Annotated in this window: 17 protein-coding genes and 1 other annotated feature; of the genes, 3 read left to right on the top strand and 14 right to left on the bottom strand. The window is 42.3% G+C overall.

Features of this window, described 5'->3' with window-relative positions; genetic code table 11:
* Positions 1-89 precede the first annotated feature (89 nt).
* The gene (locus CHI10_RS14380) at positions 90-632 is read right to left on the bottom strand and encodes a CvpA family protein (protein WP_095244929.1); all 543 of its coding nucleotides are present in this window, start codon (positions 630-632) and stop codon (positions 90-92) included.
* Between the two features lie 2 nt (positions 633-634).
* The gene (gene zapA / locus CHI10_RS14375; RefSeq protein WP_009333202.1) at positions 635-901 is read right to left on the bottom strand and encodes a cell division protein ZapA; all 267 of its coding nucleotides are present in this window, start codon (positions 899-901) and stop codon (positions 635-637) included.
* Positions 902-1,055: 154 nt separating this feature from the next.
* Between zapA and rnhC the strand changes: the two genes are divergently transcribed.
* Positions 1,056-1,994, top strand: coding sequence for a ribonuclease HIII (gene rnhC, locus CHI10_RS14370; protein ID WP_095244928.1), 939 nt, complete (start codon positions 1,056-1,058; stop codon positions 1,992-1,994).
* 63 nt (positions 1,995-2,057) lie between these two features.
* Here rnhC and pheT read toward each other — a convergent pair whose 3' ends face one another.
* The 3 genes from pheT to CHI10_RS14355 form a co-directional block, all read right to left on the bottom strand.
* On the bottom strand, positions 2,058-4,472 hold the full coding sequence (pheT, locus tag CHI10_RS14365; protein ID WP_095244927.1) for a phenylalanine--tRNA ligase subunit beta: 2,415 nt from the start codon (positions 4,470-4,472) through the stop codon (positions 2,058-2,060).
* A gap of 42 nt (positions 4,473-4,514) precedes the next feature.
* Positions 4,515-5,552, bottom strand: a complete 1,038-nt coding sequence (pheS, locus tag CHI10_RS14360) for a phenylalanine--tRNA ligase subunit alpha (protein ID WP_095244926.1) — start codon at positions 5,550-5,552, stop codon at positions 4,515-4,517.
* Between the two features lie 528 nt (positions 5,553-6,080).
* On the bottom strand, positions 6,081-6,830 hold the full coding sequence (locus tag CHI10_RS14355; protein ID WP_095244925.1) for a TrmH family RNA methyltransferase: 750 nt from the start codon (positions 6,828-6,830) through the stop codon (positions 6,081-6,083).
* Positions 6,831-6,971: 141 nt separating this feature from the next.
* On the opposite strand from CHI10_RS14355, the gene sspI reads away from it, so the two are divergent.
* Positions 6,972-7,178 (top strand): small acid-soluble spore protein SspI, encoded by a 207-nt coding sequence (sspI, locus tag CHI10_RS14350; RefSeq protein ID WP_095244924.1) that lies wholly within the window; start codon positions 6,972-6,974, stop codon positions 7,176-7,178.
* 37 nt (positions 7,179-7,215) lie between these two features.
* Here sspI and CHI10_RS14345 read toward each other — a convergent pair whose 3' ends face one another.
* Positions 7,216-8,301, bottom strand: a complete 1,086-nt coding sequence (locus CHI10_RS14345) for a M42 family metallopeptidase (protein ID WP_095244923.1) — start codon at positions 8,299-8,301, stop codon at positions 7,216-7,218.
* Between the two features lie 104 nt (positions 8,302-8,405).
* Positions 8,406-8,897 (bottom strand): dUTP diphosphatase, encoded by a 492-nt coding sequence (locus CHI10_RS14340; protein WP_095244922.1) that lies wholly within the window; start codon positions 8,895-8,897, stop codon positions 8,406-8,408.
* Positions 8,898-9,035: 138 nt separating this feature from the next.
* Here CHI10_RS14340 and CHI10_RS14335 point away from each other — a divergent pair, with 138 nt between their 5' ends.
* Positions 9,036-9,449, top strand: coding sequence for a sigma-w pathway protein ysdB (locus CHI10_RS14335; RefSeq protein ID WP_095244921.1), 414 nt, complete (start codon positions 9,036-9,038; stop codon positions 9,447-9,449).
* A gap of 28 nt (positions 9,450-9,477) precedes the next feature.
* On the opposite strand, the gene CHI10_RS14330 is transcribed toward CHI10_RS14335, so the two are convergent.
* The 7 genes from CHI10_RS14330 to ytxC all read right to left on the bottom strand — a co-directional run bounded on the left by CHI10_RS14330 (position 9,478) and on the right by ytxC (position 15,546).
* Entirely contained in the window at positions 9,478-10,047 is a 570-nt protein-coding gene (locus CHI10_RS14330; protein ID WP_095244920.1) for a TVP38/TMEM64 family protein, read from the bottom strand.
* 63 nt (positions 10,048-10,110) lie between these two features.
* Positions 10,111-10,383, bottom strand: coding sequence for a DUF1294 domain-containing protein (locus tag CHI10_RS14325; protein WP_095244919.1), 273 nt, complete (start codon positions 10,381-10,383; stop codon positions 10,111-10,113).
* A gap of 120 nt (positions 10,384-10,503) precedes the next feature.
* Complete coding sequence (rplT, locus tag CHI10_RS14320; RefSeq protein ID WP_095244918.1) at positions 10,504-10,863, bottom strand: 50S ribosomal protein L20; 360 nt, start codon at positions 10,861-10,863, stop codon at positions 10,504-10,506.
* Between the two features lie 26 nt (positions 10,864-10,889).
* Positions 10,890-11,090, bottom strand: a complete 201-nt coding sequence (gene rpmI, locus CHI10_RS14315; protein ID WP_009333215.1) for a 50S ribosomal protein L35 — start codon at positions 11,088-11,090, stop codon at positions 10,890-10,892.
* A 14-nt stretch (positions 11,091-11,104) separates the two neighbouring features.
* Positions 11,105-11,608, bottom strand: coding sequence for a translation initiation factor IF-3 (gene infC / locus CHI10_RS14310; protein WP_048008086.1), 504 nt, complete (start codon positions 11,606-11,608; stop codon positions 11,105-11,107).
* A 175-nt stretch (positions 11,609-11,783) separates the two neighbouring features.
* Positions 11,784-11,907: a sequence feature (ribosomal protein L20 leader region), on the bottom strand.
* A gap of 237 nt (positions 11,908-12,144) precedes the next feature.
* Entirely contained in the window at positions 12,145-14,076 is a 1,932-nt protein-coding gene (gene thrS, locus CHI10_RS14305) for a threonine--tRNA ligase (RefSeq protein WP_095244917.1), read from the bottom strand.
* Between the two features lie 585 nt (positions 14,077-14,661).
* On the bottom strand, positions 14,662-15,546 hold the full coding sequence (gene ytxC / locus CHI10_RS14300; RefSeq protein WP_095244916.1) for a putative sporulation protein YtxC: 885 nt from the start codon (positions 15,544-15,546) through the stop codon (positions 14,662-14,664).
* Between the last annotated feature and the right edge of the window lie 57 nt (positions 15,547-15,603).

The raw sequence follows: 15,603 nt of genomic DNA, 5'->3' as shown, positions 1-15,603 counted from the left end.
CGGAAATCAACGGACAACATAGTTGGCGAATAACAACATTTTTTACAAAAGAGCCTTTCAAAAAGAAAACTTCTCTAGAAATAGAGAAGTTACGCAGCCATATATTCAACCCACATTTCTTTGAGCTGGTTAGAGAGAACAGGCGTATTCTTAACCATTAATTCTGCCATAAAGGAATTATTGATCGGCCCCTGCAGGACTTCGATTGGAACGAGTGCTGCTATGTATAATAGAATAAACATGATAAGATAGACTTCGATAAATCCGAGAATTCCGCCAGCCCAAACGTTCAGCTGTTTCAGTACTGGAAGATGGGCAACAAAGTCGAGCATGCTTCCAATAATCTGCAGCAATATTTTTACCGCAAAAAAAATCACGACAAATGCAATGGCGCGATAGTAAGCATCTTCAAGATTCCCATTCTCAAATAACGTCTTAATCGCCGAGTCACTGCTAAAGCTTGGATATGGCACCCATAAGGTCAGCTTAGGCGCAAGCTCACCGTAATACATACGGGCAACAATGAAAGCAATAATGAATCCGGTCAAATGAATTAATTGGAGGATAAACCCTCTTTTCAAGCCTATTAAAAAACCAAAAACTAAAATAATGATAATTGCAAGATCCAGCATGACTACTTTCCGTCCTTTACTCTATTTAATTCGTTTTCCAGCCGTTCCAGACGGTCTGTTAGCTTTATATAATCATTAACTGCATTGACTGCGGTCAGCACGGCCAGCTTACTAATGTCGAGTGAAGGATTCTTCGAACTGATCTCACGCATTTTATCGTCAACCAGCGAAGCGACAAGGCGAACATGGCTGGAGCTTTCTGAGCCAACTATTACATATTGCTGTCCATAAATATCTACACTTGTTCTGTTTCTTTGTATCTCTGACAACGTCCATGCCCCCTTCTTTAAAGAATCCTAATCAATATCATAACACGAACGCATATTGGTGGGAAGTCAAAGCATGTCAGATGAGCCGTTAATGCAAGTATTTTCCAAATAGAGGGAATAAATTCAACAGTACACTAAGATGAGGAGAATTAATATGAGCCAGGTAGTACTTTTAAAAAAAGCAAGTGAAATCTCAAAAATGAAGGCCCATTATTCAGGCAGCCTAAATGACAAGCAGCCTCCTGGAAGTGTATTTGCTGCAAAAGTGCCGGGATGTTCGATCACTGCCTATAAATCAGGCAAGGTCCTCTTCCAAGGGAGCGGATGTGAAGCAGAGGCTAAAAAGTGGGGAGATACCGCACGCAGTTCACAGCCCAGCAAAAAAACCAGCCCTGCCGCTGCCAACCTGCCGGAAAATATCAGTTCTCTTTCTGTCATAGGTTCAGATGAAGTGGGCACCGGGGATTATTTTGGCCCCATTACGGTGGTTGCAGCTTACGTAAAGAAAGATCAAATTCCTATGCTGAAGGAGCTTGGAGTTAAGGATTCAAAAAATCTGGGAGATGAAAAAATCATCGAAATCGCAAAGCAGATTAAAGATATCGTTCCCCACAGCCTGTTAACATTGCACAATGAAAAATACAATAAGCTTCAGCAATCAGGGATGTCACAGGGGAAAATCAAAGCATTGCTGCACAATCAGGCAATCGGGCATGTTTTAGGGAAAATCTCCCCTGAAAAGCCTGAAGCCATTTTGATTGACCAATTTGCCAAGGAAGAGATTTACTTCAATTATTTAAAAAACCAGCAGACCATACAGAGGGAGCGGGTCTTTTTCAGCACAAAAGCGGAAGGAATTCATCTGGCTGTTGCAGCAGCATCCATCCTGGCACGCTATGCGTTTGTGCGCCATTTTGAAAACCTTAGCACAAAGGCCGGTTTCCGGCTTACTAAAGGCGCCGGTCCGAAGGTTGATGAGGCAGCTGCCCGGCTTATTAAGGAAAAAGGGCGTGAAGCATTGCCTTCTTTTGTAAAACTGCATTTTGCAAATACTGAAAAGGCACTGAAGCTGTATAGCATGAAATATAATTGATAATAAAGAAAGTTAACGGCCAGTTAAAATGAAAAAGGCAGCCCTCAGGCTGCCTTTTTCATTTTATCCTCTCAATACCGCTCCGGCTTTTTCCTTCACAGCTTCCAATACTTTGTCATGCGCTTTTGTTACATCTTCATCCGTCAGAGTACGTTCAGGATCGAAGTATTTAAGGGAGAAAGCAAGCGATTTTTTGCCTGGCTCCATCCGTTCACCTTCGTACAAGTCAAAAACATGTACGTCTTTTAATAATTTGCCGCCAGCTTCTTTAATGATTCCTTTAAGCTCGCCTGCTGCTGTTCCCTGATCTGCCACAAGTGCAATGTCCCTTGTGATGGAAGGGAAACGCGGAATAGCTTCATACTGTAAAGGTGAAACTTCTTCTTCCAGAATCGCTTTTAATGAAAGCTCAAATGCATAGGTTTCTTTCAAATCAAGCTCTTTTTCGACAGTTGGATGGATTTGTCCGACAAATCCCACTGACTCCCCGGAAAGCAATATTTCTGCTGTTCTGCCAGGATGCATTCCATCCTTTTGCGCTTGACGGAATTCAATCTTATCAGAGAGTCCCAGCTTTTCAAATAAACCTTCAAGGATACCTTTTACAACGTAAAAATCAACTGGCTTCTTTTCTCCCTGCCATGGATGGCTGTGCCAAAGACCAGTAACCGCACCTGCAAGATGCTCACGCTCTTCAGGCAATTCCTCTTCTCTATTCGAGAGGAACACTGCCCCAGTTTCATAAACAGCCAGACTGTCGTTCTGACGTGCCGAATTATATTTTAATACCTCCAGAAGCTGCGGAACAATACTTAACCGAAGCAGGCTGCGATCCTCACTCATAGGCATTGCCAGCTGCACAGGTTTGCGTTCTTCCAGTGCATATTGAGCCGCTTTTGCTTCATTTGTTAATGAATAAGTCACTGCCTGATAAAGTCCCGCACCTTCAAGGCAGCGGCGGACCATTCTGCGTTTATTCTGATATTGGGTAAGATGCCCTGGTGTAGATGAACCAACCGGTAAAGTTGATGCCAGGTTATCGTAGCCAAATAATCGGCCAACTTCCTCAATAAGGTCTTCTTCAATTGTGATATCGCCTCTGCGAGTTGGAACTGTAACAGTAATTGTATCGTTATCAGTATTCGTTGCAAATTGAAGACGGGCAAAAATACCCTCTACTTCTTTCATGGATAATTCCGTACCAAGGACACGATTGATTTTTTCAAGCGTTACAGACACCACAGCAGGCTCAACTTGCAGTGCATCAGCTTCCACAGAACCTTCAAGCACTTCTCCGCCCGCATATTGTGCAAGCAATTGAACAGCTCTTTCCGCAGCAGCTCTAACTCTGTTTGGATCCACACCTTTTTCAAAGCGTGCGCTTGCTTCGCTTCTTAATCCATGGTCTTTTGAAGCTTTTCTAACCGTTGCCCCTTTAAAATAAGCTGATTCGATAATCACATTTTTTGTGTCAGGCTGTACTTCAGAATTTGACCCGCCCATGACACCCGCAAGTGCAATTGGCTCTGTCCCATTTGTTATTAAAAGATGATCTGATGTTAACTCACGCTTTGCATCATCAAGAGTGACAATCACTTCGCCATCATTTGCTCTGCGGACAACGATTTGCTTTGATCCCAGCCGGTCATAATCGAATGCATGAAGCGGCTGGCCGTATTCAAGCAAAATGTAGTTTGTAATATCCACCACGTTATTGTGAGGGCGAATGCCTGCTGCCATTAAACGCGCCTGCATCCATACAGGAGATGGGCCAACCTTTACATTTTTTACAACCTTCGCAACGTAAAGAGGATTATCTTCTTTTGCGTCCACTTGAACATCGATGTAAGCAGATGCCCTCTCTGAAGAAGTCTCTGCTTGAGGTGCAGGAAGCTTTACTTCTCTTCCTAAAATAGCTGCCACTTCATATGCAACACCCAGCATGCTTAAGCAGTCAGAACGGTTTGGAGTCAATCCAAGCTCCAGAATCTGGTCGTCACGATTAAGCTGCAGAAGAGCATCCTGACCAACCTCTGTATCATTAGGAAAAACATAAATGCCTTCAGAGTATTCCTTTGCAATCAGCTTACTTTCAATGCCGAGCTCTTGAAGCGAACAGATCATTCCATTCGATTCCTCGCCGCGCAGCTTGGCACGCTTTATTTTAAAATTACCTGGAAGAACAGCTCCAACTGTAGCCACGGCCACTTTCTGTCCCTTATCCACATTCGGGGCACCGCAGATGATCTGTACAGGCTCACCCGCCCCTGTATCGACTAAACATTTATTCAGTTTATCAGCATTTGGGTGCTGTTCCCTTTCAAGGACATGCCCTACAACCACACCTTTGATGCCTTCATTCAAAATCTCTACGCCTTCAACTTCTATACCGCTTTTAGTAATCTTTTCTGAAAGCTCTTCAGGCGTAACGCCTGATAAATCAACATATTCCTGCAGCCATTTATATGAAACGAACATTTGTGATCCTCCTTAGTAATTGTCAAGCTCCGGGCTTTCTAATTATTCATGAATTGAAAATTGTTTCAAGAAACGCACATCATTTGTGTAGAAATGACGAATATCATCTACACCATACTTCAGCATGGCAATTCGCTCAGGACCCATTCCGAATGCAAAGCCTGTGTATTTCTTAGAGTCGAAGCCTGCCATCTCAAGAACATTTGGATGAACCATTCCTGCACCAAGAATTTCAATCCAGCCAGTGCCTTTACATACGCTGCAGCCTTTTCCGCCGCATATTTTACAGGAAATATCCATTTCCACAGATGGCTCTGTAAACGGGAAGAAACTTGGGCGAAGACGGATTTCCCTGTCATCACCAAACATTTTCTTTGCAAAGACCTCCAATGTTCCTTTTAAATCAGTCATTCGGACGTTTTCATCTACAACAAGTCCCTCTATTTGCATGAACTGGTGAGAGTGTGTAGCGTCGTCATTATCTCGGCGATATACTTTACCCGGGCAGATGATTTTAACTGGCCCCTTGCCTTCATGCTTCTCCATTGTTCTTGCCTGTACTGGCGAAGTATGGGTACGAAGAAGAATATCTTCTGTAATATAGAAGGAATCCTGCATATCCCGGGCAGGATGGCCATTAGGAAGATTCAATGCTTCAAAATTATAATAATCTTTTTCAACTTCAGGACCTTCAGCTACCGAATAACCCATTCCAATGAACAGATCTTCAATTTCTTCAATAATTCTTGTCAGCGGATGGTGGTTTCCTGATTTAACAGGTCTTCCCGGTAGAGTGACATCAATTTTTTCTGCAGCCAGTTTTTCCTGAACAGCCGCTTCCTCCAGATGCTTTTGTTTTTCCTCAATTCCGGCAGCAATGCTGTCCCGCACTTCATTTGCAAGGGCCCCCATTTTGGGACGCTCATCAGCAGACAATTTCCCCATTCCTTTAAGCACTTCAGTAATCGGGCCTTTTTTGCCTAAATAAGATACACGGATATCATTTAGCTCTCTCAAATCAGCGGCTGTGCTGATCTTTTCTAACGCTTCAGTTTGCAGTTCTTTTAAACGCTCTTGCATCTAAAAATCCTCCTTGATATTAATTCATTTACTTTTTTGGCCAAAATAAAAAACCTCTATCCCCATAAAGGGACGAGGTTTCGCGGTACCACCCTTTTTAACACATATATGTACTTCATGCACGTGTTCTCTTCATTGGGATAACGGCTTATGCCGGTACATCTTTACAAAGAAAAGCGGAAGTGGCTCGTTCAGCCCCGACAAGCATAAGACGAGCCTCTTGGAAAGGTGTTCTTTACCTTTCTGAGAGGATTGGCTTATGACCTCGAGGGGCTAGCCGCTGCAGCTGGACAACTCAGCAGGGCGCGCCAAAGCATTACTTTTCAATGGTCCCGATGCCAACTCAGGAGGTGAAACTTCTCTTGCATTTCCTGTAAAAATGCTTTCAGTCTTAGGCATTTTCTCCCTGAAAAGGCTTAGTGCAAGGTACTGGTCTCCGTCATCGTTTTATTATTATAATTTTGCTGTTAATTATATTACATTCTTAAGACTGTTTCAAACGGTTTTGAAAAAATTGCCGCCCATTTTCTATTTTCTTAGATGATAAAGAAGAATTCCGGCAGCCACCGCCACATTAAGTGATTCGCTTTTCCCGAATATCGGTATATAAAGGTTTGCTGCTGTATTGGCCAGGAGCTCTTTATTTACCCCGTTTCCTTCATTTCCAACGAGCAGGGCGAAGGAATCAGATGACTCATACTTCGTGTATTCCCGGGCATCTTCCAAAGCGGTTCCATAGACAGGTACATTACTTTCTTTCAGTTTGAAGATCCAGTCGGAAAGGTTTCCTCTTAAAACAGGCACATGAAAGTGGCTGCCCTGTGCAGAGCGGAGTACCTTCGGGTTATATGCGTCAACGCTGCCTTCACCCACAATAACGGCATCGATTCCAGCCGCATCAGCCGTCCTGATCATCGTCCCCAGATTGCCGGGATCCTGGACGGCATCAACTAATAAAAATTGTTTTCCTTTCACTTCCTCAGTGGATGACTGCTGGCTGCAGACTGCAAAAATTCCCTGTGGTGTTTCGGTATCTGCCAGCAGTCCGATAATTTCATCTGTAACCATTGTTACAGGGATGTCGCCATAGTCCCAGCCGGGAGGCATATTTTTATTTTCATCAATGATTATTTCTGCTATTTGATTGGCTTTAAGTGCTTCTTCTACCAGATGAAAACCTTCAACTAAAAAGCTTCCTGTTTTGTCACGCTCTTTTCTGGCCAGAAGTTTTTTCCATTCTTTAACTTTTGGATTTTTTGCAGATTGTATATGCTTCAACACGGTCTCTCCTTTTAAAGAAAATCCCGTACAAACGGAATTTTTCTGTACAGTTTTTTCATTATAGCTTATTTGGAATACATAATAAAAGTAAAATTAGAGAAGATAATAACGAATTAAATCTGGAAGGAGTGCATTAAGGTGAATTTAAACCTGCGCAATGCCGTTTTACACAATGTATCAGGCAACTCTCAAGATGAACTGAAAGATACAATCGTAGATGCCATTCAAAATGGGGAAGAAAAAATGCTGCCTGGCTTGGGTGTTTTATTTGAGGTAATTTGGAAAAACTCCTCTGAAGAAGACAAGCTTGAAATGCTTCAAACCTTGGAGAGCAGTCTTAAATAAAATGAAAAACTCCGGAAAAAAGCCCGGAGTTTTTATTTTATTCAAATGTAATCTTATCAACCGTTTCCCTGTCAAGCTTCTTAATCACTTCAGCAATAAGCTTAACTGCATTTTCATAGTCATCACGGTGAAGCATTGCTGCATGGGAATGGATATACCGTGTTGCGATGGTGATTGAAAGGGATGGAACTCCATTATGTGTAACATGAATGGCTCCTGAATCTGTTCCTCCGCCAGCGATGGCATCAAATTGATAAGGGATATTCAGTTCATCTGCAGTGTCTGTTACAAGGTCACGCAGGCCTTTGTGAGAGACCATTGATGCATCATAAAGGATGATTTGCGGCCCTTTGCCCATTTTGCTCATGGCTTCTTTTTCAGAAATCCCCGGTGTATCTCCTGCGATTCCCACGTCTACACCAAATGCGATATCCGGCTCGATTTTTTGCGCAGAAGTACGGGCTCCGCGAAGACCAACCTCTTCCTGAACCGTTCCTACACCATAAACTTCATTCGGATGCTCAGCATCCTTTAATTCTTTTAGCACATCTATAGCAATTGCGCAGCCAATGCGGTTATCCCAGGCTTTCGCCAAAAGCATCTTTTCATTATTCATAACCGTAAACTCAAAATATGGAACCACCATGTCACCAGGTTTTACGCCCCAGTCTTTTGCTTCTTCACGGCTGGAAGCACCAATATCAATAAACATGTCTTTAATTTCAACAGGCTTTTTGCGAGCATCCGGTGATAAGATATGCGGCGGTTTTGAACCAATTACCCCTGTAACATCTCCTTTCGACGTTACAATTGTCACGCGCTGTGCCAGCATAACCTGCGACCACCAGCCGCCAACTGTCTGGAAACGGATGAAACCTTTATCATCAATGTTTGTTACCATAAATCCAACTTCATCCAAGTGACCGGCTACCATGACCTTCGGGCCGCCTTCTTTGCCGGTTTTTTTAGCAATGAGGCTCCCCAGTCCATCTGTTGTCACTTCATCAGCATATGCTGTTATGTATTTTTTCATAACCTCGCGCGGTTCGCGCTCATTTCCCGGTATTCCTTTCGCATCTGTTAAGTCTTTAAGCATCGTTAATGTTTCATCTAATTTAGCCATCATTTCGACTCCCTTAATATTTATTTAATCCTATTATACCGAACATCGGATTCAATATAAAGAATTATCAGACGGATAATCCCTCAGGCTGCAGGCGGAAAAATCTAATATCCTTCAGCCTGCCTCTTATAATTTACTTCATTCTTGTCTATATATGCTTTTTCTATATGCGAAGAGTTAAATCCAAGTATTTCCCCCAGCTGTAAGTAGACTGCAATAAGGTCTTTATAATCCGTTAAAGAACGGCTGGTCCGAAACTTTCCGATAGCATCATAAACAGACAGGAACTGGTCATTCACTGAAACCGCCTTTTCCACCGGAACAGCAAAGTTCTTTTGCCCGTCAAATCCGCATTCAATTCCAAGCGATAAAATGAAATGTATACCGTCTACAAACTCCTCCAATACTGTTTCCTGAGGGGAGGAAGGCTTAAGGCTCCAGAACTTAAAGCATCTTGTCTCATTAGCAAGCTCTCCCAATTCAACAAGCAGCGCCAGTATCTTACGGTCAAACAAATCTTCTTCCTCTAAACCATGGTTTGATTCTATATGGCTGTCCAGCCCTTTTTGCATTTGAAATAATTGCTGATAATTCATTTTTTCACCGTCCTATATGAAATGATTAACTTACATTATAGTGCCCATCAAAAAAATTATAACAAATCGCAAAAAAGTTGAAACTTTTTTTAATCTAATCCGTATAGTAAGGAAAATAATAATGGAGGGCTGGTTACTATGTGGCTCCTGCGTATGCTATTGTTTGCTCTGATTCTTTTTCTTATATACACCGCGGTAAAATATCTGCTCAATTCCAAGAGAAAGCTAGAGCTTGCCCACGAACAGAAACGATATTATTTTTGGGATGACCATGAAAATGTCAGGAAAAACTTCCTGATTACGTATAAAGGGGTTTTATTTGAAGGTGAAAAGTATTTGGGTACCACTGATAATGCTTTTGATGTGGTCTCCATTTTCCTCTGGCCGCACAATACATCGGCCCTTAAAGGGATGGTAAGGGAGGATTTTCTTTTTATTGAAAGAAAAATAAGCGAGGCCTATCCTACTGCAAAAATTGACTGGAAAAGCCCTGTAAAGGAGTTCATGCACAAAACAGCTTCTCCAGGCGAGGAAATTAATGATCATCTTTAAAAAACGTTCGGCAGCCCCGAACGTTTTTTTATGCTGTTTTGAAGAATTCTTTCCATTTAATAACTGTAACCTTTTCCCTCAGTACAAATACCAAAACAGAAAGTGACAGCAAAATAAGGACAATCATTGAAGGAGTAAATCTGCTGATAAATTCCCCGAAAACGGTATAAAAAACAGCCAGCGGCAAATTGGTGATCCATGAATTTTTCAGATACTCATTAATTCCTTTATTTCTTTCCATCAGGCAAAAGCTCAATAAATGATAATGAATAAAAGGGATTAGCCTTAAAACTGCCACCTGGCCGACAGTTAAATTCCGATACTCCCCGAACCACCGCTTCTTTAATAAAGATAGCTTTTCATGTGTCCGCGGCATTTTTGTGATCAAAAAATAAAAAAGAATGCTGCTGATCATTAACCCTGCAAGAGAGAAAATAGAGCCAAAAAGACTTCCAAACAGAACTCCCCCTGTTATACAGACAAGCGGTACCGGAATAAATAGAAACTGCCGGATGATATGAAAAAAGATAAAAGCAATAGGAGCAAGAATGCCAGCAGTCTCTGCCATAGCAAACAATAAGGTCAATTGATCATTCATGCCTTCACCTCTCCCTGATGACTTTCCTGCTGTTCACTAAAGCTTATGGATGGCGCTGACCGTTTATGACAATTGAATAATCAGGTACATAAGCAAGCCTGCTTCAAGCAATGCCAAGAAAGGCAGTCCCCATTTAAACTGAACATGCTTCGTTTTATGCCTGAAGGTCTTCATGCCAAAAGCCATTCCCGCTGCCCCGCTCAAAAAGGCGGTGATCCAGAGGTTTTTCTCACTTATACGGAACTCACTCCGTTTGGCTTTTTCTTTATCAAGCTTCATCAGGTAAAAGCCAATCACATTCATCATCAGATAGATAAGAGCAATTGTTTTAATCATGAGCTTTCTCCTTTTTGTATGTATTAAGTCTGTATTGAGCTTAAACGAAACGGAAGCTTACTGTCCATTAAAAGCAAAATAAAAAGCCATCCCCATAGGGAATGGCTATTGTGAAAATTATTACTTGCTAAGCTGTTGCTTTGCAACTGATGCTAATTCAGCAAATGCTTTTTCGTCAGCGATTGCTAATTCAGAAAGCATTTTGCGGTTAACTTCGATGCCAGCAAGCTTTAAACCGTGCATTAAACGGCTGTAAGAAAGACCGTTCATGCGAGCTGCTGCATTAATGCGAGTAACCCAAAGTTTGCGGAAGTCGCGCTTTTTCTGGCGACGGTCGCGGTAAGCATACATTAGGGATTTCATAACCTGCTGGTTAGCAACTTTGTATAATGTATGTTTTGAACCGAAATAACCTTTAGCTAATTTGATGACTTTTTTACGACGTTTGCGAGTAACTGTACCGCCTTTTACACGTGGCATATTATTTCCCTCCTAATTTCGAGATATTACTTAAGATTTACTAATAAGTTACGGATGCGCTTGTAATCGCCTGAAGAAACAAGAGTTCCTTTGCGAAGCTTACGCTTTTGCTTTTGTGATTTGTTCGCGAACATATGGCTTCTGTAAGCGTGAGAACGCTTCAGTTTACCAGAACCTGTTCTTTTAAAACGCTTAGCAGCGCCGCGGTGAGTTTTCATTTTTGGCATGGGAATTCCTCCTCTTACTTGTCGTTTTTCGGTGCTAACACCATAAACATGCTTCGGCCATCCATTTTTGGATGTGATTCCACTATTGCAACTTCATTGCATGCTTGTGCGAATCGAATTAGTACACGCTGGCCAATTTCCTTATGCGTAATGGCACGACCTTTGAATCGGATCGATGCTTTTACTTTATCGCCTTTTTCAAGGAATTTAATAGCATTGCGAAGTTTAGTATTAAAGTCATGCTCTTCAATAGTCGGGCTAAGACGAACTTCTTTAATACTGATAATCTTCTGGTTTTTGCGAGCTTCTTTGTCTTTCTTCTGCTGCTCGAATTTGAACTTTCCGTAGTCCATGATACGGGCTACCGGAGGCTTCGCACTCGGTGCAACCAGAACAAGATCAAGATTGGCACGAGAAGCAATTTCAAGTGCGTCGAATTTTGATTTAATACCTAACTGCTCGCCGTTTTGGTCAATAAGACGGACTTCGCGGGCGCGAATGCCCTCGTTTAACAACATATCTTTGCTAATAGCTAGACACCTCCAAGGTTTAATGCGAACACAACGTTTGGGTCAAGAAAAGCGCAAGCGCCTGCTTAGCAGACAACTTTAAAGCTGTAAGCTGCACCGGACCAAAGCTGAATCGCAAGTTATGAAACATTTCTCTTCCGTGACGGAATCAGAGCTGTTTTAACCAAATAAAAAAGTGCGGATGAAAACACCCACACTTACGTATATAAACAGAAAATGTTCACGTAAAACCTGCCAACTGCGCTTTGCGTCAATCAGGTGAGAAGCGGGTGCTTCTTCTTTTCCTCAAACTGTATTCAATTACCTTAGCTACTATATCACAAAGAATGATTCCGTGTCAAACGAATAACTTTTATCACAACGAAGAAAAGCATAACAAACTTAATTGATTTTGGCAATACAATTTTAATATTTTTTCATAATGAATTTAATGCCAGCTCTTTCGTTTGTCTCATCCGGCTCTTAAATGTTCTAATGAATAACTTATCAAAAAGGGCTGCAGCACGTGCAGCCCTTTTTGATTATTATCGTTTTACTTCAGCTTTTAGTGCTGAGATGAAGTCTTCAAATGATACAGTTTCTGATTTTTGCTCTCCATATTTGCGGACATTGACAGCTTTTTCAGCTGCTTCATTGTCTCCAACAACAAGCATGTATGGAGTTTTTTGCATTTGCGCTTCACGGATCTTATATCCGATTTTTTCATTGCGGTCATCCAGCTCAACGCGGAAGCCCTCTGCCTGAAGCTGCTCCTGGACTTTTTTCGCATAATCAAAGTGAATATCAGGAGAAACCGGAATGACTTGGACTTGAACTGGGGCAAGCCAGGTTGGAAACGCTCCCTTGTACTCCTCAATCAGGAATGCCACAAAACGCTCCATAGTCGAAACTACTCCGCGGTGGATAACGACCGGGCGATGAGGCTTTCCATCTTCCCCTACATATGTCAGGTCAAAACGTTCAGGAAGCAGGAAGTCCAGCTGGACAGTGGATAGTGTCTCATCCTTGCCAAGCGCAGTTTTAACTTGTACATCCAATTTAGGACCGTAGAAAGCCGCTTCGCCTTCTGCCTCAAAATAATCGAGGCCAATTTCATCCATTGCTTCTTTAAGCATCGCCTGTGCTTTTTCCCACATTTCATCGTCATCAAAGTACTTCTCAGTATCCTGAGGGTCTCTATAGGAAAGACGGAATGAGTAGTCATTGATATCGAAGTCTTTATATACTTCGAGGATCAAATGTACTACGCGCTTAAACTCTTCCTTGATCTGGTCAGGTCGAACAAAGATATGTGCATCATTTAAAGTCATGCCTCGTACACGCTGAAGGCCTGACAGGGCACCTGACATTTCATAGCGGTGCATTGTTCCAAGCTCTGCAATACGGATTGGCAGTTCGCGGTAGCTGTGGATGCCATTCTTATAGATCATCATATGATGCGGGCAGTTCATTGGACGCAGAACAAGCTGTTCGTTATCCATCTCCATTACAGGGAACATGTCTTCCTGGTAATGATCCCAGTGGCCGGATGTTTTATAAAGATCCACGCTCCCCATGATTGGAGTATAGACATGGTCATAGCCCAGTCTTTCTTCCTTATCCACGATATAGCGCTCGATATTGCGGCGGATTGTCGCCCCTTTTGGAAGCCACATTGGAAGGCCCTGGCCTACTTTTTGCGAATTCATGAACAGGTTAAGCTCTTTGCCGATTTTACGGTGGTCACGCTCTTTTGCTTCCTCAAGGAGACGCAAATGCTCTGCCAGGTCTTCTTTCTTGAAGAAAGCTGTTCCATAGATCCGCTGAAGCATCTTATTGTCACTGTCGCCTCTCCAATACGCTCCGGCAATGCTTAATAGTTTGAACTCTTTCAATTTGCCTGTAGAAGGAACATGAACACCGCGGCAGAGGTCAAAAAATTCGCCCTGCTCATAGATTGTCACTGTTTCATCTTCAGGAATAGCCTCGATCAGTTCAAGCTTATATTCGTCATCTATTTCCTTGTACATTTCTACCGCTTCATTGCGGCTGACCTCTTTGCGGACAATATCAAGGTTTTCATTAATAATTTTTTTCATTTCTTTCTCAATCACTGGAAGATCTTCTGGTGAAAGCGATTCTTCCAGGTCGATATCATAGTAAAATCCGCCTTCAATAACTGGTCCTACCCCAAGCTTTACATTTTTATATAAACGCTTGATCGCCTGAGCCATCAAATGGGCAGTGCTGTGGCGAAGAACCTCCAGCGCATCGCTTGAGTCCGGGGTTACAATTTCAATAGCTCCATCCTTTTCGATTGGACGGCGAAGATCATACATTTCTCCATCCAGCTTGCCGGCAATTGCCTTTTTCTTTAGGCCCGGGCTGATCGAAGCTGCAATATCTTCTGTTGTCGTTCCCTTGGGAAACTCCTTTACAGCTCCATCTGGAAACGAAACTTTAACAACTTCTGACATGATATTTCCTCCCTTTTTTATAAAGCGCAAGCGCCTCGATCAGCCCCGACAAGCACAAGGCGAGCCTCCTAAAAAGGCGTTCTTTCCTTTTTTGGAGGATTGCCCGAAATGTGGAGGCGACTGCCCAGGGACGACAAGCATAAGACAAGCCCTGCAAGAAGGCGTTTTCTCCTTCTGAAAGGGATTGGTTTATGTCTCGAGTCCCTAGGAGCCGCAACTAGACAAACTTGTGACCTCGAGGGGCTAGGCGCTGGAGCTGGATTCAGATTTTGCTCCTAAAACGCGTTTTACACAAAAAATAAAAAAACCCGTCCCTAAAAAAGGGACGAGTTATTATTAACACGCGGTTCCACCCTACTTCTCGCCTTCATAAAGACAAACGACTCTGTAGTAAGATAACGGTCTTTTCCCGCCAGCCCATTTCCTGGCTGGAGTTCAGAGGCGGTAAGCATTCAGATCGTGTTAGGAAGGTTTCAGCCTTGCCTTCCCTCTCTTTAAACCGTATTAGAATACCCGTATCCTCATCGCAACTTTTGCTTGATTATTGTAATATGTACGTTATTATAGTTTGTTATTTCAGGAAAATCAAGGGTATCTTTTACATTTTTCATCAACGGCATAAGAATGGGCGTTTTGATAATGATAAAAAGCTGCAAGAGGGCTTAATTGAAGCCTTTCTTCAAAAATATTGCGGATTGTTCTGACCAGCGGCTGGTCAAAATCATCTGAATAGAGATAAATAGCTGAAGGCGCTATAGAGAGCAGCGGTGCAATTGTAACAGAATCCACATATACAGGATGATTGGACAATAGCTTGCGGTCAATCATCCTTATGAGCTCTCCGCGTTTAATTTCACACAATTGCTCATCATAAAAATAAATACCTTCTTCCATAAGGACATGGATCGCACTCATTTTTGGCTGCTTGCCTGACAGGAAATCTCTCAATGTATGAATGAACATCTGATATTCCTGTTCCATTTTGTACTCATCGATGGAGACTTCCACATACTTGGTCATTTCATTCATAAGCGGGCGCATCCGGAATTTTACGAATGAATCAAAAGAAAAGGAAATGTTATTTTGAAACAGCTGATCAATTGCGCTTTTTAAGCTTTCTTTTACATCCAGTCCGCTGACAAACGCAGCAAGATCCTCACGGCTTCCTTCCAGGATAGAGTGAATAATTTCAAGGATCTGCTGCTGCTCGCCTTCATCATCATAATAATAATGCTCCATCAGTATCCGTTTAAACCAATCATCCTGCTTCTGGTTCACGATAAATTGAAAAAATGCTGTCTTAACAGTACTCAGGACATTGCCGCTATTTTCAGCAGAAACTCTGACTATATGTTGATCTTCAAAATGAAGAGTATTATTATCACATTGACAAAAAGACTGCAGCTGTTCAAAAAGATGCTCATAGAAGTTCCTCGCATCTGTGCTGCTCTGGAAAATGATTTCGATCAACCAAATCCCCCCTTTATACAAATCTCTGTTCTATGTATATGGCGGACTTGGCCAATT

The sequence above is a fragment of the Bacillus sp. 7894-2 genome, from assembly GCF_002272225.1.
In the GTDB taxonomy this organism is placed as follows: domain Bacteria; phylum Bacillota; class Bacilli; order Bacillales; family Cytobacillaceae; genus Cytobacillus.
Note: the sequence above shows the minus strand (reverse complement) of the source record. Positions and strands in the feature narration are given on the sequence as shown.